This window comes from Sulfitobacter sp. UBA4523, from assembly GCF_002388305.1.
Taxonomy (GTDB): Bacteria; Pseudomonadota; Alphaproteobacteria; order Rhodobacterales; family Rhodobacteraceae; genus Sulfitobacter; species Sulfitobacter pontiacus.
Window position 1 is genome coordinate 8,873 of the sequence record NZ_DGMH01000047.1, and the last position, 25,112, is coordinate 33,984.

General features: G+C 57.1%; 21 protein-coding genes and 1 tRNA gene. 12 read left to right on the top strand and 10 right to left on the bottom strand.

Annotation, left to right across the window (positions count from 1 at the left end; translation table 11 throughout):
* From B3849_RS10870 to B3849_RS10890, 5 genes are all read left to right on the top strand, one after another.
* On the top strand, positions 1-1,069 hold a 1,069-nt coding region (locus tag B3849_RS10870; protein WP_286780126.1), incomplete at its 5' end, for a polysaccharide biosynthesis/export family protein.
* Positions 1,070-1,235: 166 nt separating this feature from the next.
* On the top strand, positions 1,236-2,186 hold the full coding sequence (locus tag B3849_RS10875; protein ID WP_037965791.1) for a glycosyltransferase family 2 protein: 951 nt from the start codon (positions 1,236-1,238) through the stop codon (positions 2,184-2,186).
* The gene (locus tag B3849_RS10880) at positions 2,186-2,590 is read left to right on the top strand and encodes a GtrA family protein (protein ID WP_286780127.1); all 405 of its coding nucleotides are present in this window, start codon (positions 2,186-2,188) and stop codon (positions 2,588-2,590) included. Before B3849_RS10875 ends, B3849_RS10880 begins: the two co-directional genes overlap by 1 nt.
* Positions 2,587-3,360, top strand: coding sequence for a methyltransferase domain-containing protein (locus B3849_RS10885; RefSeq protein WP_037942343.1), 774 nt, complete (start codon positions 2,587-2,589; stop codon positions 3,358-3,360). The genes B3849_RS10880 and B3849_RS10885 overlap by 4 nt, the downstream gene beginning before the upstream one ends.
* A gap of 26 nt (positions 3,361-3,386) precedes the next feature.
* A complete protein-coding gene (locus tag B3849_RS10890) occupies positions 3,387-4,790 on the top strand; it encodes a hypothetical protein (protein WP_278425921.1) in 1,404 nt (467 codons plus the stop codon).
* Here B3849_RS10890 and idi read toward each other — a convergent pair.
* Positions 4,787-5,305 carry an isopentenyl-diphosphate Delta-isomerase gene (gene idi, locus B3849_RS10895; RefSeq protein WP_278425922.1) on the bottom strand — a complete coding sequence of 173 codons (519 nt, stop codon included), beginning with the start codon at positions 5,303-5,305 and terminating at the stop codon, positions 4,787-4,789. The genes B3849_RS10890 and idi overlap by 4 nt on opposite strands.
* Before the next feature lie 149 nt (positions 5,306-5,454).
* On the bottom strand, positions 5,455-6,600 hold the full coding sequence (locus B3849_RS10900) for a CaiB/BaiF CoA transferase family protein (RefSeq protein WP_278425923.1): 1,146 nt from the start codon (positions 6,598-6,600) through the stop codon (positions 5,455-5,457).
* A 149-nt stretch (positions 6,601-6,749) separates the two neighbouring features.
* Between B3849_RS10900 and B3849_RS10905 the strand changes: the two genes are divergently transcribed.
* Both B3849_RS10905 and B3849_RS10910 read left to right on the top strand, forming a co-directional pair.
* Positions 6,750-8,141, top strand: a complete 1,392-nt coding sequence (locus B3849_RS10905) for a DUF2793 domain-containing protein (protein WP_278425924.1) — start codon at positions 6,750-6,752, stop codon at positions 8,139-8,141.
* Positions 8,142-8,254: 113 nt separating this feature from the next.
* Positions 8,255-10,744 carry a M10 family metallopeptidase C-terminal domain-containing protein gene (locus B3849_RS10910; RefSeq protein ID WP_286780128.1) on the top strand — a complete coding sequence of 830 codons (2,490 nt, stop codon included), beginning with the start codon at positions 8,255-8,257 and terminating at the stop codon, positions 10,742-10,744.
* Between the two features lie 25 nt (positions 10,745-10,769).
* Here B3849_RS10910 and B3849_RS10915 read toward each other — a convergent pair whose 3' ends face one another.
* The 4 genes from B3849_RS10915 to B3849_RS10930 are packed head-to-tail and all read right to left on the bottom strand — an operon-like array spanning position 10,770 to position 14,487.
* Entirely contained in the window at positions 10,770-11,534 is a 765-nt protein-coding gene (locus B3849_RS10915; protein WP_009825770.1) for an ABC transporter permease, read from the bottom strand.
* A gap of 29 nt (positions 11,535-11,563) precedes the next feature.
* A complete protein-coding gene (locus tag B3849_RS10920; RefSeq protein ID WP_278375824.1) occupies positions 11,564-12,466 on the bottom strand; it encodes a sulfotransferase in 903 nt (300 codons plus the stop codon).
* Between the two features lie 24 nt (positions 12,467-12,490).
* On the bottom strand, positions 12,491-13,147 hold the full coding sequence (locus B3849_RS10925) for an ABC transporter ATP-binding protein (protein WP_286780129.1): 657 nt from the start codon (positions 13,145-13,147) through the stop codon (positions 12,491-12,493).
* An 8-nt stretch (positions 13,148-13,155) separates the two neighbouring features.
* Positions 13,156-14,487, bottom strand: coding sequence for a capsule biosynthesis protein (locus B3849_RS10930; RefSeq protein ID WP_278425927.1), 1,332 nt, complete (start codon positions 14,485-14,487; stop codon positions 13,156-13,158).
* A 91-nt stretch (positions 14,488-14,578) separates the two neighbouring features.
* On the opposite strand from B3849_RS10930, the gene B3849_RS10935 reads away from it, so the two are divergent.
* On the top strand, positions 14,579-15,502 hold the full coding sequence (locus tag B3849_RS10935) for a glycosyltransferase family 2 protein (protein ID WP_278425928.1): 924 nt from the start codon (positions 14,579-14,581) through the stop codon (positions 15,500-15,502).
* 7 nt (positions 15,503-15,509) lie between these two features.
* Here B3849_RS10935 and B3849_RS10940 read toward each other — a convergent pair whose 3' ends face one another.
* Genes B3849_RS10940 through B3849_RS10950 form a run of 3 tightly spaced genes read right to left on the bottom strand, consistent with a single transcriptional unit; the run spans position 15,510 to position 19,491 of the window.
* On the bottom strand, positions 15,510-16,271 hold the full coding sequence (locus B3849_RS10940; RefSeq protein ID WP_286780130.1) for a sulfotransferase family 2 domain-containing protein: 762 nt from the start codon (positions 16,269-16,271) through the stop codon (positions 15,510-15,512).
* Positions 16,268-17,002, bottom strand: coding sequence for a CatB-related O-acetyltransferase (locus B3849_RS10945; RefSeq protein ID WP_074636735.1), 735 nt, complete (start codon positions 17,000-17,002; stop codon positions 16,268-16,270). The genes B3849_RS10940 and B3849_RS10945 overlap by 4 nt, the downstream gene beginning before the upstream one ends.
* On the bottom strand, positions 16,999-19,491 hold the full coding sequence (locus tag B3849_RS10950) for a glycosyltransferase (RefSeq protein WP_286780131.1): 2,493 nt from the start codon (positions 19,489-19,491) through the stop codon (positions 16,999-17,001). Before B3849_RS10950 ends, B3849_RS10945 begins: the two co-directional genes overlap by 4 nt.
* A gap of 128 nt (positions 19,492-19,619) precedes the next feature.
* Here B3849_RS10950 and B3849_RS10955 point away from each other — a divergent pair, with 128 nt between their 5' ends.
* Together B3849_RS10955 and B3849_RS10960 are read left to right on the top strand one after the other, a co-directional pair.
* On the top strand, positions 19,620-20,249 hold the full coding sequence (locus B3849_RS10955; protein WP_278425781.1) for an acyltransferase: 630 nt from the start codon (positions 19,620-19,622) through the stop codon (positions 20,247-20,249).
* A gap of 135 nt (positions 20,250-20,384) precedes the next feature.
* A tRNA-Arg gene (locus tag B3849_RS10960) sits at positions 20,385-20,461 on the top strand.
* 16 nt (positions 20,462-20,477) lie between these two features.
* Here the strand turns inward: B3849_RS10960 and selD are convergent.
* Positions 20,478-22,646 carry a selenide, water dikinase SelD gene (selD, locus tag B3849_RS10965; RefSeq protein ID WP_286780132.1) on the bottom strand — a complete coding sequence of 723 codons (2,169 nt, stop codon included), beginning with the start codon at positions 22,644-22,646 and terminating at the stop codon, positions 20,478-20,480.
* Between the two features lie 165 nt (positions 22,647-22,811).
* Between selD and B3849_RS10970 the strand changes: the two genes are divergently transcribed.
* Complete coding sequence (locus tag B3849_RS10970) at positions 22,812-24,026, top strand: metallophosphoesterase family protein (protein ID WP_414718044.1); 1,215 nt, start codon at positions 22,812-22,814, stop codon at positions 24,024-24,026.
* Positions 24,023-25,112: ATP-binding protein (locus B3849_RS10975; RefSeq protein WP_286780133.1), on the top strand; the 1,090-nt coding region annotated here is incomplete at its 3' end. The genes B3849_RS10970 and B3849_RS10975, both read left to right, overlap by 4 nt.

Below are 25,112 nucleotides of genomic sequence, written 5' to 3' on the forward strand. Positions count from 1 at the left end.
AACGCCCCCGGTTGATCCCGGTCCCTACGAGATTGGTATCGGTGATGTGGTGCTGCTGGCCACACCGCGTGCCGCCGGATCGGTGGAACAGTTGACCGGGCTGCTTGCCGCACAAAACGCGCGCCAAGGCTATACGGTGCAGGATGACGGATCGATCAACATTCCCGATGTGGGCCGTGTGCGTATCGCCGGTTTGACCATTGAAGACGCCGAAGCGGCCTTGTTCCAGCGTCTGGTCGAGAACCAGATTGACCCGACTTTCAGCCTCGAGATTTCCGAGTTCAACTCGCGCCGTGTGTCCATTGGGGGTGCCGTGTCGCAGCCGACTGTTGTGCCGGTAACGCTAACGCCGCTCTATCTGGAAGAAGCCTTGGCCGCGGCTGGCGGGATCACGGTCGAGGATCAGGACTATGCCTCGATCCGTTTGTACCGTGATGGTACGCTGTATCAGATCCCGCTGTCGCAGCTTTATTCCCGCGCGAGCCTGACCAAGACCCGCCTGCTGCCCGGCGATGCGATCTTTGTTGATACGGAATATGAACTGGCACGTGCGCAGGAATATTTCGCGCAGCAGATTACTTTGGTTCAGGCGCGTCAGGCGGCACGCGCCTCGGCGTTGCAAGAGCTGCAGCTTGAGGTGTCCCTTCGTCGTGCAAGCCTGGATGAGGCCCGAGACAACTACAAAGCTCGTCTAGAGCTTGGTGCGGATGACCGCGACTATGTCTATCTGGCGGGGGAAGTCGGGACGCAGTCGCGCTTTGCCTTGCCGTACGAGCGTAAGGCCAGCTTGGCAGATGCCTTGTATGATGCGGGTGGTGTGGCGTCCTCGACCGGCGATGTGTCGCAGGTCTATGTGTTGCGCGCCTCCTCTGACCCGCGCGAACTGGGGGCCATTACCGCGTGGCATCTGGATGCCCGCAACGCCGCGAATTTCGCGCTGGCCCCGCGGTTCGAGCTGCGCCCTGATGACATCATCTTTATCGCGCAGCAGCCCGTCACCAAATGGAGCCGCGCTGTTTCGCAGATTCTGCCGCAGATCCTGAGTGTGGGGAACGCGGTCACCAAATGATCTGACCACAATTGACGACCAAGGGCCGGGCAGAAATGTCCGGCCTTTTACGTTTCAAAGGGAATGTCTAACGGCCAAAGGTTTCGCAAATTGAACCCATCGGTGCCCTATTTCAGCCACATCGTCTCATTACCCCTGAACGGGTCAATTATTCAGGCGGTGTGATATGTATCTTTCTGTTGTGATCCCTTGCATGAACGAAGAAGCCTCGATCCCGGGGCTGGTATCGCGGCTGACGCAGGCGATCGCACCGTGGAAAGATCGGGCCGAGATTATTCTGGTCGATGATGGATCCACCGATGCCACGTGGAAAGCGATCGAGGCCGCGCAAGCGGGCTGTGCGCAACTGGTGGGTATCAAGCTTTCGGCCAATCGCGGGCATCAAATCGCGCTGACCGCCGGGCTTGAGGCAGCACAGGGCGAACGCATTTTTATGCTGGATGCCGATTTACAAGATCCGCCGGAATTGCTGGTCGATATGATGTTCATGATGGATCGCGGGTTTGACGTGGTTTACGGCCGTCGTAGCGAGCGCCAAGGCGAGACCATGTTCAAGAAAGCCACGGCGCATCTGTTCTACCGCTTCCTCAATGCCATGTCCGATGTCCCGATCCCGCAGGACACGGGCGATTTCCGTTTGGTCAACCGCCGCTCGCTGGATGCGGTGCTGGCGATGCCGGAAAAGGCCCGTTTTATTCGGGGGATGTTCGCTTGGGCAGGCTTTAAACAGGTGGGTATTGAATATATCCGCGCACCACGCGCCTTGGGCGAAACCAAATACCCCTTCCGCGCCATGATGCGCTTTGCCATCGACGCGATGACCGCCTTTTCGACGAAGCCGTTGAAACTTGCGACGCGCCTTTCTTTTGTCAGCTTGTTCATGGCGGCGTTGATGGCCGTTTATGTGATCTATTCGCTGGTCGTGTATCAGACGGCACCGGGTTGGGCGTCGGTGGTGCTTGCGGTTAGCTTCTTCTCGGGGGCGCAGCTTTTGACGCTGGGTATTCTGGGGGAGTATATCGGTCGCCTTTATGTCGAGGCCAAGGACCGCCCGCTCTATTTTGTCAGCGATGATACGCGCGATATGGTCCCCGATGTGAAACGGTTGCGTGCCTGATGCGTGTTTTTGACTATAAGTGCGCCCGCTTTGGGGTTGTCGGCATTATGACGGCATTATCCTACGTGGCGATGTATCCGGCGTTTCTGGCGGCGGGGATGCCACAACCGGCAGCGTATGCGCTGGCGTTTTTTCTGGCGATCGTGCTGCAGTACATCGGTCATGCCCTGTTCACCTTTGAACGGCGGCTGATCAATCGCAGCCAGATCACCAAATTCGCCATCATGGTTGGCTGCGGTTTTGGCATGTCGATGCTTGTCACGGGCCCTTTGGCAGCGGCTTTGGGGATGCCGGCCTGGGCGGCGGCGCTGGCCGTTGCGCTGTATCTGCCGGTGCAGAACTATATTTTGATGACCCTATGGGTGTTCGCCTTGCCGCACCCCAAGACGGAGTACATGTCATGAGCCATATCTACAGTGATACATTTTTCGACTACATCAACCAGAGTGCGCGTGCCTCGGCAAAACCGTTTGTGTCATTGCTGTTTCCTTTGCTGAAGCCAACGACGGTGATCGATCTGGGCAGTGGGCGCGGTGTCTGGATGGATGAATGGCGCAAAGGTGGCGCGGAGGACGTGCTGGCCGTAGACGGGGATTATGTAGACCGGGCGCAATTGGCAGTCGCGCCAGAGCAGTTCATGGCCGCCGATCTGACACAGCCGGTAAAGACGGGGCGCCGCTTTGATCTGGCGCAGAGCCTTGAGGTCGGAGAGCATCTGCCCACCGAAGCCTCGGAGGTTCTGGTTGATAGTCTCACGCGGGCATCTGATCGTGTGTTGTTTTCCGCTGCGGTCACCGGGCAGGGGGGCGAGTTTCACGTGAACGAACAGCCCTTGTCCTTCTGGCAGGATATTTTCGCGGCCAAGGGTTATGTCGCCTATGATTGCGTGCGCCCTGCATTGAAGGACAACAAGGATATCGCGCCCTGGTATCGTTACAACGCGATCCTTTACGTGAATGAGGCCGGGCGCGCGGGTTTGCCGAAAGAGATCCTCGCGACCCAAGTGCCTGCGGGCCAAAAGCTCCGCAACGCGGGTAGCCTTGGCTGGCGGTTGCGTTTGGCTGTGGTCAAGACCCTGCCACGCGGCGTTGTCACAGCCATTGCGCAAGCGCGGGCGATGGTGCTTGCCCTGCGGGCGCGCCGTGCCAAAACCCTGGGTCGCGCGGCTGTATGACAGCGGCGGCCGGGCGGCAGTTGGTGATGCGGGCCGAATCTGAACGGCTGCAGCTGGCACCGGTCTTCCTGATCACACTGGTGGCGGCGTTTCTGCTGACGGGGCAAAATCTGCTGGATCCGATGATCCGCCATGATGACTATCCCGCCCTTTTCGCGGATGCGCCCGCCTTTTGGAACAAGACCCTGCACGAGGGGCGGTGGCTGAACTACGTCTGGCACCTGCGCGAGGTGGTAACGCCTGCCTGGCTGAACTTTGCCCTGTATCAGAGCCTATGGGCGGCGTTTGTCGCTGCGTTTGCCGTTGCGGCGATGGGGCCCAGTGCGCAGCGCTGGTTTACTGTTGTGCTGGCCCTGCTGCTGGTGGTCTGCCCGTCCGAGATGTTGATCTCGCTCTGGTTCAATACGCTCATTCCCGGGTTGGCTGTTGTGGCGCTGTTTGCGGTGCTGGCCTGTTACCTGTCCAGCGCGCAGTTGCGCTGGCTGTTGCCGATTTTCGTGATCGTCAGCTTTATGGCCTATACGACCTATCCGCTGCTGCTGTTGGCGATTTGCATTGCGCGCACGCGGGACCGGTCAATCCGCGATCTGGCGGGGCTGATGGCGCTGTTTTGCGCAAGCTTCGTTGTCGCGGTGCTGACGGTCTATACGTTGAACTGGCAGGTTCACGGTGTATTTGGCGTGCCTGTGGCCGATTGGCGTGATCCGACCGCGGGGGACGGTATTGGCGGGGTGATCGCCAACCTGCCGAAGCTGGGGGAAACATTTACGCTGTTCCTCAACCGGACCGGCATCGGGTATCCGCCGCTGATCGGGCTTATTCCTTTCGTCTATATCCTTGGCCTGAATGTGCTGCGCAAGCGCGCGCCGCTTGAGGCTTTGTACCTTGCGGCTGGTATGGCGATCGGGCTGGCGCTGACGGTGGTTCAGGCGCTGAAACTGGGGGTGATCGTTCCGCCGCGCGCGTTTATCTTCTTTTGGGTTTTCTTTGCGCTGACCGCGGTGCGTGCGGTTCAGATATTGAGCGAGGATGAGGGTCTATACGGCCGTTTAGGGCGCAATCTATTGCTGTTGATCATCGGTGTGTGGTTCATCCAGCTGTTTCTGGCCTATGGGCAGTCCAATGATTGGCGTAGCGATACCAAACTCTGGGCGCAGGAGGTGCAGGCGACAGAGGGGCCGGTCTATGTCTATGGCGACTCATCGAAAATTGCCGCTGGGCTAAAGGCCGGCATACAATCTTACAAAGCGCTGCCGTTCCGGCTGAAACAGTTGACCGGAAAGACGGCGGTCGCCTGTGACGAGGTGCCTGATACCTGCCCGTCCCGGCCGGATATGACTGCCAGTGATGCCGAGGTGCATTTGCTGCGCGAAGGGAATGCGCTGTTCATGCTGTTTACGCCAGAACCAGCGGACGAGACTGAGGATTAAGCGGTAAAGATGCTGTCCATGTGTTCGGCCAGATAGATGCGCAGCCAGGGGGTAAAACGCTCTGGCGTGGTTTGGGTCTGGCGGGCGAGGTCGGAGAGGTCGACCCAGGCGATGTCCATCACTTCGGCGGGGTTCGGGGTCACATCGGTGAGCGCGACGGCTTCGGCGACGTAAATCTCTACCAGCTCATGTTCGGTCAGGCCGCCGCCCACATCGGCGCGGTATTCGACTTGATCACGATGGTCGAGCCTTAGGCCGCTGATCCCCAGCTCTTCGTCCAGTCGCCGTTTGGCGCAGGTGAGCGAGGGTTCATCCCAGAACGGATGGGTACAGCAGGCGTTCGCCCAAAGACCGGGGGTGTGATATTTGCCAAGCGCCCGTCGCTGGATCAGGGTTTCGCGTCCGCGCATGACGAAAACCGAGATGGCCTTGTGGCGAAGACCGCGCTGGTGGACTTCAAGCTTTTCGACGGGGGTAAGCTTGCCGTTGACCCAGGCGGGGATCATCGTAGTCATGTGGCTGCCCCGTTCGGGTGGCGTTGTGGCGATGTCATATCCGGGTGCCCCGCTCCTTGCGGCCCGCTGGCCCCTCTGTGCTAGGCGGTCTTGTAGCGGGTCGGTTTTGGATTGTCAGCCGCTGGTTGCGAAATGACGGATAAGAGCCGTTACGCAATACCGCCTGCATTAAGGATGGTGGCGATGCGATCTGTGTCATAGCCAAGGTCGGCGAGGATAGTGCGGGTATCGGTTTGACCGTCGGGCATCCGTGGCGGCGTGGTTTTATGGGTCGAATATCGCGGCGCTGGCGCTGGCTGTAGCACGTTCCCTGCGGTGACGAATGTATCGCGTGCGGTGTTGTGAGGGTGGGAAGGTGCCTCTGCCAATGACAGAACGGGGGCATAGCAGGCATCGTGGCCGATCATGATCTCGTCCCATTCGGCGCGGGTCTTGGTTTCAATCAAGCGGGCAAGCTTATCGCGCATGGCGTCCCATTGGCTTTGGTCGTTCTGGATCTGCATGACGGGATCGTTTGACAGACCGCAAAGGTGTAAGAGTTGAATGTAAAATTGCGGCTCTATCGCGCCAATAGAGACGAATTTTTCATCCGCTGTCTTATAGACATCATAGAAATGCGCCCCTGTATCAAGCATGTTCACACCCCGGTCATCCTGCCACCAGCCTTGACCGTGAAACGCATAGATCATCGACATCAACAGGGCCGATCCATCGGTCATTGCAGCGTCGATCACAGTGCCTTTACCACCGCGCTGTACGTCCAAAAGGGCAGAGACCATGCCAAATGCAAGCATCATGGCACCGCCCCCGAAATCGCCGACCATATTGGCGGGGGGCGTGGGTTTATCCCCCTTGCGACCAAAGGCATGCAGCGCACCGCTGAGGGCAATATAATTGATGTCATGCCCGGCCATTGGCGCGTAGGGGCCGGTTTGTCCCCATCCGGTCATGCGCCCGTAGACGAGCTTGGGGTTCAGGGTCAGCATATCCTCCGGGCCAAGGCCTAAACGTTCCATAACGCCGGGGCGGAACCCTTCGACCAGCCCGTCAGCGGAGGCGACAAGATCGCGCAGTACGTCTTGGCCCGTTGCGGATTTGAGGTCGACCTCGATTGTTCTGCGGGACCGGAGCAGAATATCGGTTTTCGGGTCGCTTTCGGGGCCCCCACGGGTGCCGCCCGGACGGTCGATGCGGATCACCTCCGCGCCGTGGTCCGCGAGCATCATACAGGCGAAGGGGCCTGGGCCGAGCCCCGCGAATTCAACGATGCGTATACCTGAAAGCGGTCCTGCCATGATGTTCCCCGAGCTATTCAATGTCGGTAGCAAAGCACTGAAAGGGCGCTGTGGCAAACTCGATAGGGGCGTGCGGTGGTGCAGGCTCGCGTTAACCTGTCTGCGGCAGGGTTGGTCCTGATCGACATCTACCGAACAGGAGCCACCATATGACCGATACATCCCCCGTTCTCGCCCTTCCGTATATTCAACCGTCGCAAGCGCAAAAGCATGTGACCCATAACGAGGCGCTGCGGCTTTTGGATGCGATTGTGCAACTGTCGGTCCTGTCTTTCACCGAAACTACGCCGCCCGCGACCGCAGCCGAGGGGGATCGGTATCTGGTGGCCTCAAACGCTGTGGGGGATTGGGCGGGGCATGACCAAGAAGTGGCGGTTTTCGTGGATGGGGCGTGGCAGTTTATCGCGCCGATGCCGGGCTGGGTGGCATCTGTGGCCCCCGGCCAAACCCAAGTGGTTTACGACGGCGCGCGCTGGGCGGTGCCGGCGTTGCAAGATGTGCCTCGGCTTGGTGTCGGAGCGACGCCGGATGCGTATAACCGGTTGGTTGTGGCGTCGGATGCGGTGCTGTTCAACAATGCCGGGGCGGGGCATCAGGTGAAGATCAACAAGGCAGCCGAAGGAGACACGGCCAGTCTGCTGTTCCAGACCGCCTTTGGAGGGCGGGCCGAGATGGGGACCTCGGGAAGCGATGATTTCGCCATCAAGGTCAGCGCAGACGGTGTAAATTGGGCGGAAGCTTTGCGCATTGAAGCGGCGAGCGGGCGTGTGACCGCCCCAGTCTCGGGTTGGCGAGAGCGGCTGACTGCCGCTCGCGTTTACTACGTGGACCCCCTTCAGGGTGGCGATGGGCAAAGTGGGCGGGGCACGGGGGCGGCTGCCTTTGCGTCGCTAGGCCGTGCGATGGAGGACGTCGCCCGTTTGGACAGCGCAGGCCACGCCGTCACGGTTCAGTTGGCGGATGGAAGCTATGATCTGGGCCCTATGCCAGTCGCGGTAAGCGCGGCATTGGGGGGAGGTCTGGTTGAGCTTGTCGGGAATGCTGGCGACCCTGACGCGGTCACGATGACGGCGACGGGGTCGGTGATCGAGCTGGTTTCGGGGCGTCTGAGATTGCGGGGGATGAGGATGGAGACCACCGGTGCCGACCCGGCGATCCGGGTGTTGCCGGAAGCTGTGTTAGAGGTTGATGAGGTCGTCTTTGGCGCGGCGGGGGGACATCTGGATATTGTCGGCGGGCGCGTCGAGGGTGCGGGTTCGTACGTTATCGACGGCGATGCCGCGTATCATCTGCGTCTGTCGCAGGGGGCTGTGCTGGCGCGGGGGATGCAGACGGTGACGCTGGCGAATACGCCCGACTTTGCCACTGCGTTTGTGAGCTGCGAGATGGCCGGGCAGGCGGATTTCAGCGGGCATGGTTTCACCGGCACAGCCACGGGCAAACGTTTTAACGTGAGCAGCAACGCTGTGGTGCAAAGTGGCGGGACCGTGCTGCCGGGCGATATCGCGGGCACGACGCAAAGCGGCGGTCTATACCTCTGATCTGCGAAAACCGAAAATTGTATGAAAGGGCCACATTGCCGCCTTAAAACCTGAAGCTGCCGTTAAGGAATTCGGCCCATCTTTATCCCCGGAACATGTAGGGGAATAAACCGATGGAGCTTGAGCATAAAACCACATTGTCCGCGCGGGAGGATATGGCGCTGACCGGGGTGACGGATATGGCGGTTGTCCAATCCTCTGCCGGGGCGGTGCTGTACACGACCTCGCGCTTTGGTGGCGGTGACTTGCTGGCCTATCGCATTGATGCGGAAGGGGGGCTTCGGTTTCTGGACAGTCGGGCCATCGCCGGGGACACGCGGGCCGGAGTCACCAGCAGGCTGGAGGTTGTAGACGGTGCGCTATTGCTCACGGGGGCGGATAACGCCGCGCTCACCCGCGTTGCGTTAACAGATGATGGGCGCTTTGGTAATGTTTCTGCCGTGACCGGTGGTGCCGTGCCTGCCCAGTTACTGGCCGTCGAGACGCTGGATTTAAGCGGGCAGAGCCATCTATACGGGCTGGTGCGGGGGGCGGATAGCATCGGGTCGTGGCGCATGGGCGACAATGGGGCGCTGACGCGCATATCAGGCGACAGTGGCGTCGCGTCAGAGGCAGGGCTGACCGGCCTGAGCGTCGGGTATGTGGGGCGCACGCCGTATCTGCTGACGGCCTCGGCGCGGGACGACGCATTTATTTCGTTCAAATTGGATGGGAATGGTATCCCGCGAGAAGTCTCTCGTATCGCGGCGGAGGATGGCGTGGGGATCGGCAGGCCAAGCGCGACAGCTTTTGTAGACGTTGGGGGGCATGGATTTGCGATACTGGCCGCGGCGGGAAGCGCGAGTTTGAGCGTCGCGATGCTGGAGGCAAATGGTGGATTAACCTTAACGGATCACGTCCTCGACACGCGGGACACGCGCTTTGACGGGGTGCATGTGATCGAGACCACAACACATCACGGCCGCGCCTATGTGGCAGCGGCGGGCGGAGATGACGGCGTTTCGGTCTTCGAATTGATGGACGATGGCCGGTTGATGCATCTGGTGTCGATCGAAGACACGGAAGGGAGCACGCTTGACGCGGTGTCGGCGCTTAACTTTTCGGTACAAGGAGATTTACTGCACCTCGCCGTCGCCTCAGGTGCCGAAGCGGGGCTAAGCGTCTTTACGGTGGATATTTCTGGCCGGGTTGCGGCGGCAACAGGGGGCGATCAAGCCGACACGCTGACAGGCGGCACGGGGGACGATTTGCTAGCGGGCGGGGATGGCGCGGACCATATCGCCGGGCGCGCAGGGGATGATATTTTGCGAGATGGCGGCGGCCGTGATCTGCTGACCGGCGGTTCCGGCCGCGATCTTTTTGTCCTTTCCGCAGATGGGGAGGCCGATACGATTGCCGATTTCGACAGCGCACAGGACAGCATTGATCTGTCGGCCTGGCCGTTCCTGAGACATGGGTCTCAGTTGACCATATCTTCGACCAAAGACGGTGCGGTTCTGTCCTTTGGTGAGGAGCGGCTAGAGATAAAAACATCGAACGGACAGTCCCTTAGCGAGGATGATGTTCAAGCGATCGATCTGATTGGGCAGTCGCGTTTCATGCCGGATTGGACCCTGCCAGAGGAACCCGATACGCCATCCCTTCCCACCGCACCGACCCCGTTGGTTCTGGTTGGCACGCCGCAGTCGGATGTGCTGGAAGGGGATGCGGCCGATGATCATATCAGCGGGCGCGCGGATGGCGACAGGCTGATGGGCGCAGGCGGCAATGATACGATTCTTGGCGAAGCTGGGGCCGATACGATCTATGGCAACGGCGGAAGCGATCTGATTGAGGGTGGTACGGAGGGGGATCAGATCTGGGGCGGTATCGGCTGGGACACTTTGCGCGGTAGTGATGGGGACGACGCCCTGTGGGGCGGCGACGGGTATGACGCGCTTGGCGGTGGCGACGGGAACGACACGTTAACGGGCAATAACGGTGCGGATAGACTCTATGGGGATAGGGACGATGACCATCTGATCGGCGGGCTAAATGCCGATAGCCTGTGGGGCGGTGCCGGCAAAGACCGTTTGGAGGGCAGCGCCGGTGCGGATCAACTGCTTGGCGGCAGCGGGAATGATCAGCTTTTCGGAAATGCGGGGGCAGATTTCTTGCAGGGGGATAACGGGAATGACCGTCTTGCCGGGGGGATCAACAACGATACGGTTAACGGTGGGTCCGGGAACGATACGCTATCGGGCGACAATGGTGCCGACCAGCTGATCGGCGGCGACGGCGATGATTTGATCAAAGGCAATGCCGGTCACGATACGCTTGACGGCGGCGCGGGAAACGACGTGCTGTCCGGTGGGATCGGGGCCGATCAGTTTATCTATGGTGCAGGCCAAGACACAATCCTGAGCTTTCAAAACGAAATTGACACTCTTTCGCTGGATTCTGCCCTTTGGGGTGGGGGAAGTTTATCGATGAGCCAGCTTCAGTCGTTCGCACGCAAAGGGGCCGAGGGGCATATCGTGCTGGATTTTGGCAGCGGCAAAACACTGGACCTGTTGGGCGTCGAAAACCTATCTATCCTAAATGGCGACTTCGAAAGCTTTTAAAGTTTAAACTGCCACGCTGGGATCGTTACCGTTCCAGAATGTCACGGTGATAGCGCCTTAATAACACAAGGCCAAAAAGACCCAGTATTGCGGCAACGGCGTAGACATAGGCTGAGGAGACGTAGGGTACGTCGTAGTTATGATAAAATCCGGACCTGACGCGGCCGACCACGTGGATCAGCGGATTGAACCAAAGATAGCCGCGGTAGGGTTCGGGTATCGTTTCATATAAAAAGATGACGCCGGACAGTAGCAAAAGCGGCCGCGTGCAAATCCCGTAGACACGTTGCCAGACCTGAAACATCGACATCATGAAACAGTTGAACACCCCTACGCCCAGTGAAAGCGCGGCAATCATAGTCAGAGCTGACACGATGTCTGATGCATTTATTGCGGCCCGCGTATCAAACAGAAAAATGATCCCACTCAGTACGATAAAGCCTACAAGAAGCTGAGTGAGAAAATTGAGGATGAACCGCCCCAAGATAGCGTCGACGAAAGTCACGCGCGGGTAGGCTAGTAGCTGTTTCGAATAGTTTATCGCCTGCGCGACCTTGTTGCTGAGATCGACGAACATCAGAAAGGGCAGCAAACCTGTAGCGTAAAAGATTGGAAAATTGTTTCCGAGGGGGGGCATACGAAACCCGATCGAGAATATTGCGGTCAACAGCGCGATCCCGAGAACGGGTTCAGCCAATGCCCAAATATACCCACCCGGGGACCGGCCATAGCTGGTCCCGATTTCGCGAAGTATCAGCGCGACGATAATGCGTGGCGTCGCAAAGACCATTGTACTTCGTTCGCATGCGACCCGACCTATCATCCTGGTACCCTCTGCGCGCTGTTGATCTGCCATCGGGCGGGCGTAGCCGCGCCAAAACGATTTAAAATGAAGTCATACTGTAGGGCAAAGGCCTCTCTAAAACTGTGTTTTAGGTGCTCTGGCAACATGGCGTGACGACCAGAATTACTGCGAAGATCAGCTTTGGGTGAAATCGGCGAAATACCTAAGAACATACAGATATCGCGCATGGTATGAGCGTGAAAAAGGTCTTCGTAAAATACATATTTAATTCGATGTGGAGGGATCACGGCTTCCAGCTCGCTCATCGTGCGCCGATAGTTCGCCCGCTCTAACTTAGGCAGCCGTTTACTGTCGATCAAATGCTGCGCGCGCGCCTCGCAAGCCGTTTGAAAGTCGGCTACCTGGGCGGCATCCGCGCTAACGGCCATTCTGATTTGAGACCACATACGATCAATCGGATCCCTCAAAATAAAGATGAAACAACTTTCGCCAAGGCTCCCCATTTCAGAGAAGTCCTTTGCGTCCAGTATCGCATAAGCCGGGGTGATGTCGCAGATCACAGGTTGGCGGCGAAATCCCCGAGTAAGATAGGAAAGGTAAGCCTCGTGATGTTCAGGCGCATCCGTGTAGATGGACAAAAGGTCAGCCAATTCGCTGAGAACCCTAAGATTGCGCCGGTTCTTGGGGCCGCGTTCTGACACCAATTTCCTTGCCAAGGTTTTCACCGTGTTCATACGTAGGTCAAAAACCTGGTCAGACTTACCCGCGATCACATTGAAATAATGAAGTTCCTTATTGCGCGAAAAATGAATCTGACTGCTGGTGCGCAAGGTTTCATAAAGCCAAGTCGTGCCGGCTTTCTGAGCCCCGATGCAATAGGCAAGCTTGGTGTTTTCCGGCAGAAGAGTAAGAGCCATACGGTACGCCTTGGGATGAGCTGATCATTTCCCCATGTTGTATTCGTGATGTGCTATCGCATCGTTAATGTCGGCAAAGTATTCTAGGTTTCCGGCCTCTAGAACAGCGCCTGCAGTGCATAGTTCTCGTAGCATGCCATTGGAATGGCTTACAAATATTGCACCGGATCGGGACAGGCGGTCCATAAAAATGGAACGACTTTTCTGTTTGAACCGAGCATCTCCGACAGCGGTGATTTCGTCAATCAGATAGGTGTCAAACTGCAGCCCCATGGAAACGCCGAAAGCCAGACGCGACTTCATACCGGCGGAGTATGTTCGGAATGGAAGGTGAAAATGAACCCCAAGCTCTGAAAAATCGGCGACGTAGTTGACCAGGGCCGACGTGTCTGCACCATAAATCCGTGCCACGAAGCGCGTGTTTTGTGCCCCCGTCATGTCGGGGTGGAACGACCCAGCAAAGCCAACTGGGAAGGATACACTGCCATCAGAGATGACCTCGCCCGATGTAGGGTCAGTTGCCCCCGCAATGATCTTGAGCAGCGTAGATTTTCCAGCGCCGTTCCGCCCTAGAAGCCCGACAGAAATACCAGTGGGAAAAATAACGTTAATATTTGAAGCGACAGTCTTCCGCCGCCCCCGCACATGATAGGATTTGGTCAAATTTCGAAAGACAATCATCGGCGATCCTAGTGCCGATCTCGTAAGGAGTGCCAAACCAGCATAATGAGCGCCCATAGGGCGAAGCTAGATGCGAATGTGACGCCTAGAAGAAAAGGGCGATTTGGATAAATCGACGTCTCTGCAAGTGTCGGAGGAATATACGCCGCCAAGTATTTGGATTTTTTTCGCGCCTCTGCAACCGCTGTATCAAAGGCGGCTTGGCTGGCGGTATAAGACTGTTCAGCAAATTCCAAATCGACCTTTAGGCTTTCAAACTGCCCGAAAAGGTCCGCGAAACCAATGGAGTGCATTGCACCCTGCTCGGCAGTCAATTTCTGATGCTCCTGCGAGATACGCGCTGCTATTATGTCGCGCCTTCGTTGCGCTTGCTTCAAGCGGGGATCGGTTGGCGTGCTGGTTTGTTGTAGCATGTCGATGCTAATCAACGTTTCCGTCATTTCTGCTTCTAAAGATGCCAATAACCCAGTTTGAATTTGAAGCGGTGTATCGGGGCTCACCAATTGGTTCCTCATGCGGAATTCGGCCAGCGTAAGCCGCGTTTCCTTGAGGCGCTGCGCTGCGCGCGCCAAGTTTTCTTCAGCATGTTGGGTAGCATCCTCGCGCGCTATCGCGGAAAGTTCATGTATCAGTTGTGCGCTTTCAGCATAGATTGCTCGGACAATGGCCCGCGCGTCTTCGGGAGCAAATGCTTGCACCTTAACCTCGATCAGACCGGTGCTACTATCGCTATACACATTGACCATGCGACCCCAGTATTTGGTCAGATCCTCGATCGTACCAGGGGCGTGGTAGCCGAAAACCGGATCAGAGTTCGTTGCGGGGGGCGACCATATTTTTCGCAAATTCAGAGACTTATCGATTATCTCCACCAAGTGCTGACTTTGAATGAATTGATACAGAACTTCTTCGTCCGCGGCACCGGACCCCGAGAGATTTGCAACCCCACCCAAGAGTTCGACAGGCGAGTTCATATCCTCGCTATGGACAGCAAATCCGGCGATAGAGGTATAGCGATCTGCAGCGCGCTCCCAAAGGTACCATGACACGAACAGGCTGGTTCCGAGAACGATGATGATGAAGCTGACAAAAGAAAGCCGATGACGTAGGTGAAGGCGCGCTTGTGGCACAGGCGGGACGATCGACGTGACTGGCAGTGTCAGAATGGTCGCTTGAGAGGCGGTTTCTCGTTTCTTTTCCCGCGCCGCAACGGCAAGCGCCCTATCATGCCGTTTTTTTTCGATGCGTCGCAAAGCTTCCTCACGCTCGCGCAGTTTTTGTTGTTTGCGCGCCGCGTGCGTATGGTGCGTGGTCGTTGATTGGGCAGGATTATGGGTCATGATCTCAGTGCCTAATTCAATAGTCCTCACAGTTTATTAATTCGCGCGAAGTAGTTCAGAGAAAGTCGATTAAACTACGAAGGACTTTGGGATGGCGGAACCGCATGTTCACATTTTAATGGGGACGAAGAACGGTGGCATGTTTTTGGCAGATCAGCTGGCCTCAATCCGCGGGCAATCGCATCAGGATTGGAGCCTTTGGGCAAGCGATGACGGCTCGACCGATGGCACCTGGGAGGCGCTTGAAAATTTCAAAGCGGAAACACCGCACCATGATATTCACTTGCTCAAAGGGCCTCAGAGGGGCGTTGCCGCCAATTATTATAAATTGTTGCGAAACCATGAGTTAGACGGGAAGTGGGTGGCGTTTTCCGATCAGGATGATGTCTGGCTGCCTCACAAACTATCCCGTGCTGTCGCGCTCGTCGGGCGGCTGGGTGGTAGATGTGTTTACAGTAGTAGAAGTTACTATGTGAACGAAACGGGGGAGCGTTTGGGAACGTCTTCGACGCTGAAACGCCCTTATCGGTTTGGAAATGCAATCGTACAGAATGTTTTGCGCGGAAATACGATTGTGATTCCGCCTATCATCACCAATTATCTGCGTAGCATTTTAAGTACTACCGACGTTGCGGAAACTCCTTTTCATGATTGGTGGATGTACCAGGCGATCACAGGCGCAGGGTTTGGTATTTTTCATGATCAGAAACCTGGGGTATTATACAGGCAACACGGTGAAAATCTTGTGGGCGCGCCTGTTCGCCATTTACGGCGCAGGGCTCGATGCATGGCGGATGGTACGTTGGTGAATTGGATCGATGCAAATGCGGCCGCGATGTACCGAATTGCTCCCGTTCTGACGGCGACCGCTCGCGAGCAATTATTGAGGTTTCTCGATTGGCGATCCCAAAGTCACACTAAGGGTCGTGCGGCACTGACTTCGCTCGGAATCTACCGGCAAACACAGGCGGGCGATCTAGCCCTGCGCGCGCTTGCACAACTCAAACAGTTCTGAACCGGCGTTAAATTAACATGCCCTCGTCTTTGAGGTGATTAAGTAACGCTGTGTCAGCCTCAGCAAACGCAGCCAGTCTTTCCTGTGCCGGTTTATCGTTGATCAGAGTCATTAGATCTTGCCAACGGCTTGTCTGAACGCCTTTTGGCCCAACATTGATGCGCGTTTTAACAATCGAAGGACGACGCCCCGTCAGGTTTTGAATGTCATTTTCAAGCAGATTTAAACTGCTTAAGCGATAAACCCTATCTAGTTTCCGCGCGCCGCCTATCGCTTGACCAACAAGTATATCTTTCGAGAAATGGCAGACCTCGGCTGCCCCGCGAACTTTCCCGGTGGCGAGATAGCTACAGTAAAAATTGTCGTAGTGATCCTTAATGAACTGTTGCCAAGCGGGACTTCCGCCAAAGAAATACGCGGCGGGGGAGCAATTTTTTACTTTGTACAACCCCATATGCCCAGGCGACGAAAGCAGGCTGTCCGTGAGACGTAAGGCCTTATTTCTTAAATAAAAGTAGAAAGAAGCGATCCTTTCAAATGGATCGCGAAGTACCGTGAACGCAAAGATATCTGTCTGGGTCTCACGAAGGCGGCACCAATCTAGGTGACCCGAGTAAAGGTCATACCCGTTGGGAAATTGACCGTCTGACGAAGCTTGGTGGTGAACGCGAACAGGAGAGGTTCGAGCGCTGCTATAAATTTTAGTGAGCTCCGAGTGCACAGATTGGCCCGCGGTTTTGGGTATGTGTAAAAATGCGACTTTTTTCACTGAATGTTTTCCGATCTCAGATCCAGCGTCGGGGGGGCGAAAGGCGCGACATCTTTGAGCATTGTGTTTACCCCTCTACAAAATTCCAGCACATCCGACGGATCAAGGTGGTCCATTTGCCACGGCGCAAACTGCCACCAGCGGCACTTTAACATGAGACTGATGAAGCTCGGCGGTAGGCGCATTCGTTTGAGAGAGGCCGGATTCCCCGCGACGACTGCATAAGGGGCAACGTCACGGGTCACGACCGAATGCGCCCCGATTATTGCGCCGTCGCCAATGGTGACCCCGGCGGCGATATACGCCCCGTGCCCGATCCATACATCATTTCCAATTGTAGTGATTTTTACCTTGGTGGGCGGCTTGCTGTGAGCTGTCCTATAATTGTGGTAGTGTTCGGCTGCCTCAAAACCGTCGCCAAGTTCGAATACTCGGTCCCCAAGATAGAAAGCGGGGCTTGTGGATACCCAGTCTAACGGGTGGTTTTGCCGACCTATTTGAACGGATTCGCCGAATGAACAATATCGGCCGATGCGTGCGGCAAAACAGTATCCCGAGACTTGATACGAGAACGTACCCATCTCTAACGAGTGTTCATACTGTGTCCATTTCAGGCTCCCCGGGGCTTCGAGCACGGTATGTCTGGGGAGGTTGATCGACGTAGCACCCCGGTTCAGTACCTCGATGCCATTGTTTCGCAAAAATTTTAGGGGCACTGAGATCTGGCTCATGAGGCCACCGCCCAGGTTTTGGTGATGTGATTTTTAACGTGAGACAGCAGAATATCCGCCAAATCCTGTTGGGTTGAGTAGGGAATAGGGAAACCGTTTTCAGCTTTGGTAACTGCTTCGCCCTGAGCACCAATTGCGAACGCATGGGTGGGCAAACCGGATGTCAGAGCTTCGTGCGTGGTAAACGAGAATGTCTCCGGCCACACGGAAGGTATTAACCAATCTGTCACGCCGTATCGGGCGGCAATTTTTCCCAGATCTGATATGGTATATCTTCCATGGATAGGCACCGAGGGGGGGAGGGGAATGGCGGGATCGAAATTCCCGACGATGACCAGACCGACACCTTGCGCATCTATCGCATCAGCCGCTCGGCTGATGATCTGTGCGCCTTTCTGAAGACCAATGTCGCCCAATACACCGATCACCGGGCGCTTTGGGCTGAGGGGCCGAGGGATACGGGGCACGGCGTCGGAAATTCTATGCGGTGTAACTTGAATTTTATCGGCGCAGTTGGGGAATGCTGCGCGCACAATTTCTTTGCTATTTTTAGAAAATACCACGATCTCTTGGGATGCGGTCAGGAGTTTTCCCCACTCGCTTTGCCACCGAGTCATGCTTATCGGTGCACCTGTGGTTGCTGGGGCATTTAGGTGAGGTGGGGGTAGGCCATCGTACACTCCTTGATCGTTCAGAAGAGTGTAGTTTGGCGAGATTGCGAAGTAGTCATGAAAGAGAAACTCTATCACCTGTTGGCCGGTTTGGCTCAATTCTAGAACTGCACTTGGAATAGTCAGCGGATCTTGATCCCCAACCGCGCAGGAATAGATTAATCGTCGCCGTTTTATGGGGTGTAGAAGTTGTTTGACGTAGTCGAGGTTGTTGGTCCCGCCGGAGATTATTCCGTCATGGCAATGCAATTCGATTTGCCATCGCATGGCACTGCCGACCCTGATTACGACAGCGGCGCGGCCCAACGCGTGATGTTTTGTTCTCACCCGATGTTGCAGATACGATTCAGCGCCGCCACCCATGCTGTGTGCGATATATATCGAGACCGGATACGTGTCTTGTGCCCCGAGCCAAGCCAATGCCAAAGCGAGGCGGGGCGATTTTAATGGGTCAGAGGCAATGAACTGCTGCACCTCTGTATCGTATTCGGGATAACGTTTTGAAATTAGAGCGTTGTTTTTCGCGATAAGACGCTTCTTCTCTGTCGATCCGAAACTTTGTCCACCGCGATGCTCTACGAAAAGGTTAACGGCGCAATAATGCTGTCCGCCCGCTGCTCTGATGCGCTGGCACCAATCGACCTCTTCGCCGTATCCCCGACCAAAACTGACATCCAATTGCGGTTCAGTTCTGAGATAGCTGGGATTTATCGCCATGCAAAATCCCACCCCGGTCGGCGTGGCCACGCGATAGCTTTGCGGGTTAAGCTGCGCGGCGGTCACATCTATAAGATCCCCCTGTCCGGCGGCAAGTTTTTGGGGTGCACATATGAGGGGGGCGGTAAAAATTTCCGCGTCGTTAGACATTGGAGTTACAGTGGCGGCGCGTGGATATTCAACGAGGGGGCGGATAAGGCGGCTCGCCCAGTTCGCCGGGACTAAGGCGTCAGAATTCAGTAAAATTACCGTGTCGGGCCAGCGTTTTGCATAGCGCAAGCCTTTGTTTACGCTTTTTACAAACCCAAGGTTTTGATCATTCTCAAGCAGTGTCGCACGGTCATTGTGTGCCAAAGACCACGCGCGCAGCAACGGTAGAATCCGTTTATCGGTTGAGCAATCTTCGATCAGAATAATGCGCCACTGAAGATCGGTATTGTCGACGACGCGCCGCAGCGCCTCTTTCAGTAGGTCATGCGCGTTGAATACCGGCAGTATTATCGTCACCGATGCCGTTGTGAGGGGAGGCGCATTGGCGCGGAATAGGTCAGGGTCAAGCTCGCGCGCATGGTGAACGGGGCATAGCCCCAGCCCCCGTTTGATCCGCGTGCGAAAAGCGGGGTCCCGTTTGACGCGCCAGCCGCCATAGGCAGGCAACTGCAGCATCAGCGCGATGACGAATTTGATTACCAATCGCGCTTGAATCCACCAAAGGTGAGGGAGTTTTAGACTTCGCGCAATTGTCCAGGTGCCATTGCGAACACGGTGAAATTCGACCCCAAACCGCCCGATCTCTTGCAAGCCGGTCGGGCCGAGCGGCGTGGTCAGGTCGAACCCGACCCGTCGCGCGCCACCATAGGCTTTGGTCACGTCGTCACGGATCAAGTCAGCTTTAGCGCTTACTTTTACGCCGTTCATATGCAGCACGATATCATCCGCGAACGTCCAGCCCGCCAGCCTCAAGTTCCCGTCATTTACGGCAAATACATCAACGGCACCCACCGTGGCACCGGACGGGTCCGTAATGTGCATTGGACGCCCCACGGCCCTTAGATGGGCGGCGATATAGCGGGCAAAGAGAGCTTTGAGCTGTTTATACAAAATCAATCATTTCGATTCTATGTTGCGTTGATAGAGCTCTAGATCAGCACGCTCACTCTTAAGGGGAGATTAAGTTTACTCAGCATTACAACAGAATTTTTGCTCGGATTTTACGGGAGGTGACATAGGTGAGCAAAACGCATCTTGGCGTTTTGGTGACGGATAATGGTCAAAACAATCAGGTAGATATATCGCCAACAGCTACCTGCGCCGAAGGGGTGCAGATTAATATATACGGGCGCAATAACCACGTGGTGATCGGCGAGGGTACTGTGATCTCCGGTGGCTTGGTTGAGTTCAGGAATCACGAGAGCGCCGTCTATATTGGCGCAGATTGTCGTTTGGCGGGGTCATTTCGATGCCGCGCGCGTGATACGCATATTCGCATTGGCGATCGCACCACGATCATGATGGCTCACCTCAGTCTCCACGAAGCGGGCACGATTACGATTGGAGAGGATTGCATGCTGTCCGGGGATATCACCATGGATGTCAGTGATATGCATTCGATCCTTGACGTAGAAACGGGGGAGCGGATCAACCCGCCCCAAGATATCGAAATCGGGGATCATGTCTGGTTGGCCCATGGTGTCAGGATCATGAAAGGAGCGCAGATAGGGCAGCATTCAGTGATCGGTAGCCGTTCCATGGTTCTTGGGGTTATCCCCGCACATAGCTTGGCTGTGGGCGCGCCGGCGCGTGTTGTGCGTGCCGGTATCACCTGGGATCGTCGACGGCTAAGTCCGAAAGATCAATAAGTATTGGGTCCCTGTGCGGAGCCATTGGTGATTTACACTATCGGAAGAGGAGATACTTGATGGCAATATCATGGGGATTACGGATAGATTTTGCTTTGCTCATCCCACGCAAACTAGCTATGAGATGACCTGAGTGGTCCCGTAGCTCAACTGGATAGAGCACCTGACTTCTAATCAGGATGTTGGGGGTTCGAGTCCTCCCGGGATCGCCAGACGCACCGAGTGTAGCTACAGCACAGTGATTGGTCCTTCGCCGTCGGTCAAATGCCCGATAATACAGGCTTTTTTTCCTTCGGTAGCCATGTCTCTGATCGCAATCTTTGCCTCGGCTGGGGGGAGGGCGGCCAGCAAGCCGCCTGCGGTTTGGGGGTCGTGCAAAAGCGGGTCGCTGCGTCCTCGCGTGGGGGCGTTGTCTACGTTGGGGTGATACAGCGAGGAGTGCACGCCGCGATCTGATAGGTCTCGGGCGCCGGAGTATACGGGAATGGCGTCCGCCGAGATTTCCGCGCTCAGGCGCGATGCGCGGCAGATGGCGGCGATGTGACCCGCAAGGCCAAAGCCTGTGACATCTGTCATGGCATTGGCGCGACGCAGGTGGAAGGCTTGACGGTCCTGCGGTTCTGCCATCTCGTTTAGGGCCTGGGCGACGTCGGCTCCCTGTGCTGTGCCCTCCATATGCGCAGCCATGATAATTCCTGATCCGATGGGCCGGGTCAGCACAAGGCAGTCGCCAGCTTGAGCGCCCGACAGGGTGATTGGTGGCGTTTCGCGCGTGCCGGTGACGGTGAATCCGATGGTCATTTCAGCACCCATCGATGTGTGCCCACCGACAATCGTCGCGCCCGCGTGGTCGAATATCGCACGGGCTGCGTCGGTGATTTCTTGCAGTGTCCGGGACTGAAGCGCCTGAGACATATGGGGTAGTACGATGCTGGAAAGGGCCACTTGGGGCTGCGCTCCCATGGCCCAAATGTCGCCCAAGGCGTGCACTGCAGCGATGCGCGTCATCAAGGCAGGGTCATGGATCAAGGCGCGCAAGTGATCGGCGCTGATGACCTGAAAACCGCCGCCGGGTTGCTTTAGCACCGCAGCATCATCGCCGAGGACAGAAAGAATGGCCGCATCCGTCGGACCTTGAAGCGGCGATAGCCCTTCACGAAGCACTGTGTTTCCAACCTTTGCCCCACAGCCACCACACAGGGGTTTCGCGGCCAGTATATCGCGGGCACCCTGCGCCAACGTATCGGGTAAAGCTGGCGGTTGCATCGGCGGCAAATCGTCAAGTTTATCCATGAAGGCGCGGTCGATCCGGTCTTTCCAGCGCCATAACGCAGGCCCCGAGAATGCAAGATCGAATTTTTCCGCCAAAGCCGATTTTTCCCCAAGGGAGATAAGCTTTAGGTAACGTTTTTGTGGTTTGAAGGGCTTGCGGGGACCATTGGTGAGGGCGGCACGAAGGTTGTGATACAGGATGGGTGCTGCGCGAACGGCAAACACGCCAGCCTTGGGGCGTGGGGCAAAGGGCATTGCTGCGCAGTCACCGACGGCAAATACAGTTGGGTCACCGGGAAGTGACAGATCGGGCGTTGTTTCGATGAAGCCATCACGCAAGGGGAGGTCCGTTTGCGCCAGCCATTCATGCGGGAAAGCACCGGCAGCGCCGACCGTCAATTGAGAACGGATTTTGTCGCCGCTGCCCAGAACGACATGATCGGCGGCGATTTCCGTGACGCGTATGCCGGTGCGTAGGGTGACCTTGGCGCCGCGAAGCTTGGCCTCGACCGTGTGGCGCGCGCGGTTGCCAAGGCCCGAAAGTGTCGGGTCGGACTGTAGCAAGGTGACCCGAGGCTCGATCCCCGCGCTGCGTAGGGCATGGGCCATCGCGAGGGACAACTCGCAACCGGCGACACCGCCGCCGATCACGGCGATTTCGGGCTCTATATCGCCGCTCGTCACCGCGGCAAGGAAATCGCGCCAGCGTTTGGCGTAGACATCAAGTGGCTTTGCACCGACAGCAAAGCCATCAAACCCCGGGATACCCATTTTAGCGGTGATCCCAATATCAAAGGAGGCAACATCATATGCAATAGGCGCGCGGTCTTCGACATGAACCAGACGCGCAGTGCGATCGATATCTGTGGCGTGGGACAGGATCAGACGCGCGCCCGCAAAGCGGCACAGTCGCACCAGGTCGATTTCAAGTGTTTCACGTGAATAGTGACCCGCGATATAGCCCGGCAGCATACCTGTATATGGGGCCGTGGGGCCGGGATTGATGACGGTTAACCGCGCGCCCGGTAGCGGGTTCATCCCCCATTTGCGTAGCACCAACGCATGGGCATGCCCGCCGCCGATCAGCACCAGGTCTTGGGTCAGCGGGATATCGTGTCGATGCATCGAATGACTTTCTATCAGGCGGGTGTGACAGTCTTAGCCCGCGAGATCAGCGGATCAAAGCCGCAAGACACGACTGCGGCCCGTTGCAACGGATTGTGAACTACGTGACAAAGACCGCAGCGTTTTCCGTGAACAAGGTGGCCTCCGTCCGTGACCCTTCGTATTCTGCACACTGCCGATCTTCACCTAGATTCACCGCTTCGTAGTTTGGCGATGAAGGATGACCGTCTGGCCGCGCAGGTGCGCGGCGCCAGCCGGCAAGCGCTTGAGACGATGGTGCAATATTGCATCGACGAGAGGGTCAGCGCCTTTCTGATCTCGGGCGATCTTTATGACGGGCAAGAACGTAGCGCGAAAACCGCCGCGTATCTCGCCGCGCAGATGCATCGTTTGGCGCAGGCTGACGTGCGGGTGTTCTATATCAAGGGGAACCATGACGCGGAAAACCTGATCGCGGGGGAGATCGACCTGCCGCCGAACGTGCATGTGTTCGACGGGCGGGGCGAGAAAGTTCAGTTGGCGGACCACCCCGTCTATATTCACGGCGTCAGCTTTCGCGACCGTCACGCGCCGGAAAGCCTGCTGCCGAAGTATACCGTGCCAGAGGCAGGGGCGGTTAATATTGCGATGATGCATACCTCTCTCGCGGGGGCCGAGGGGCACGATCTTTATGCGCCTGTGTCGGTCGGCGAACTGGCGGGGGCTGGGTTTGATTATTGGGCGTTGGGGCATGTTCACAAACGCGCGGTGCACAGCGAAGACCCCTGGATCGTGATGCCGGGCATGCCGCAAGGGCGCGATATCGGGGAGGCGGGGCCAAAGTCCGCTAGCCTGCTGACGATCGAGGATGGCAAGATCTCGGTTTCCGAAGTGGCGACCTCGGTCGTGGAATTCCGCCGCTGTGATTGCGATGTGACGGGGGCGGAGACTGACGAAGATCTGCGCCGCAAACTGCGGTCGGCGTTTCAGGCACAGGCCGGGCGGGGCGCGGCGATCTTGCGGTTGCGGTTGACGGGGCAAACGGCACTGGCGTGGCAGATACGCCAGTTGGCGGATGTTTGGCGCGCTCAAGCCGACGAAATCGCAGAAAGCATCGGTGATCTGTGGATCGAGAAGATGTCGGTGGATGTAACGGCTGTATCTGAGGATGCGGTGGATGGTGCTGTGGCCGAGGTACAGCAGTTGATGACGGACATCGCCAAGGAACCCGCCACTCGGGACAGGTTGCAGCAAGAGTTGAGCCAGATCCTTGGCCTATTGCCTGCTGATCAGCGCCGCGCCCTCGCACCGGATGCAGAGGCGCAAGAGGCATTATTGCGGCAGCTGACCGACGAGGCGGTGTTGACCATGGCCGCGCAGATGCGAGGAGCGGGCGAATGATGCGGCTGGAGCAGCTTGCGCTGGACCGATTTGGTCACTTTACCGACCGCGTGCTGGATTTCGGCGCGCGCCCCGCAAACGGATCGGACTTTCATATCGTCTTTGGCCGGAATGAAGCGGGCAAAACCACCCTGATGGAGGGGTATCTGCGGCTGCTTTACGGTTTTGCAGCGCGTGAACCCTATGCCTTCAAACACCCCCGCGCGAACCTGCGCGTCAGCGGTACCGTCGATATTGAGGGGCAGATCCACCAGCTGTCCCGGTTGCCCAAGCGCTCGGGCAATCTTGTGGACGGGGCGGGCCAACCTGTGCCCGATGCTTTGCTGTCTGCGGCGCTGCGCGGTGTGTCGCAAAAGGAATACCAAAGTCTGCTGTGTCTCGACGATGAAACAATCGAAGCCGGCGGCGAAGAGATTACCAAAAGCGAGGGGGATATCGGGAAGCTGCTGTTCTCTGCCGCGGCGGGTATCAGCGATCTGTCGCAGGTCTTGGGGCGGGTGGAGCAGGGCAATCGTGACCTTTATCTAAAAGGCGGTACAAAATCAGAGTTCGCGGCGCTGAAGGCTGCGCATGCAGAACTGGTTCAGCAGATCAAGGATCATGACGTCAGCGCCGCCGCGTTTCGCGATCTGCGTCTTGCGCGGGACGCCACCCAAACCGAAGAGCAACGTCTGCGCGCCGCCAAGTCCGAGCTTTCCGTTCAGAAAACGCGGCTGGAGGCTATACTTGATGCGCATCCATTGGCGACAGAATGGAAAACCCTAGAGGCACAGCTTACCCCTATCGCGCATTATCCCATGACGCTGGAGTTCGACAGCGAAGACTTGATTAAAATGATGACGAAACGGATCGCACTTGTTGCCGAAAGGGAACGGTCCGTCGCCGAAGTGCACGCATTGCGGGCCGCGCGAGACGAGGTCGCCGTCAACGCGGATGATTTGGCGCGAGGGGCTGATGTTGATGCGCTTGCCTTCAAGAAAAGTCAGGTAGAGGCGGGACAATCCGACCTGCCCAAACGCGAAGCACAGTTGATGCAGGACACCGCTGATATGCGGGCGCGGCTTGATACTCTGGGGTTGCCCGCCG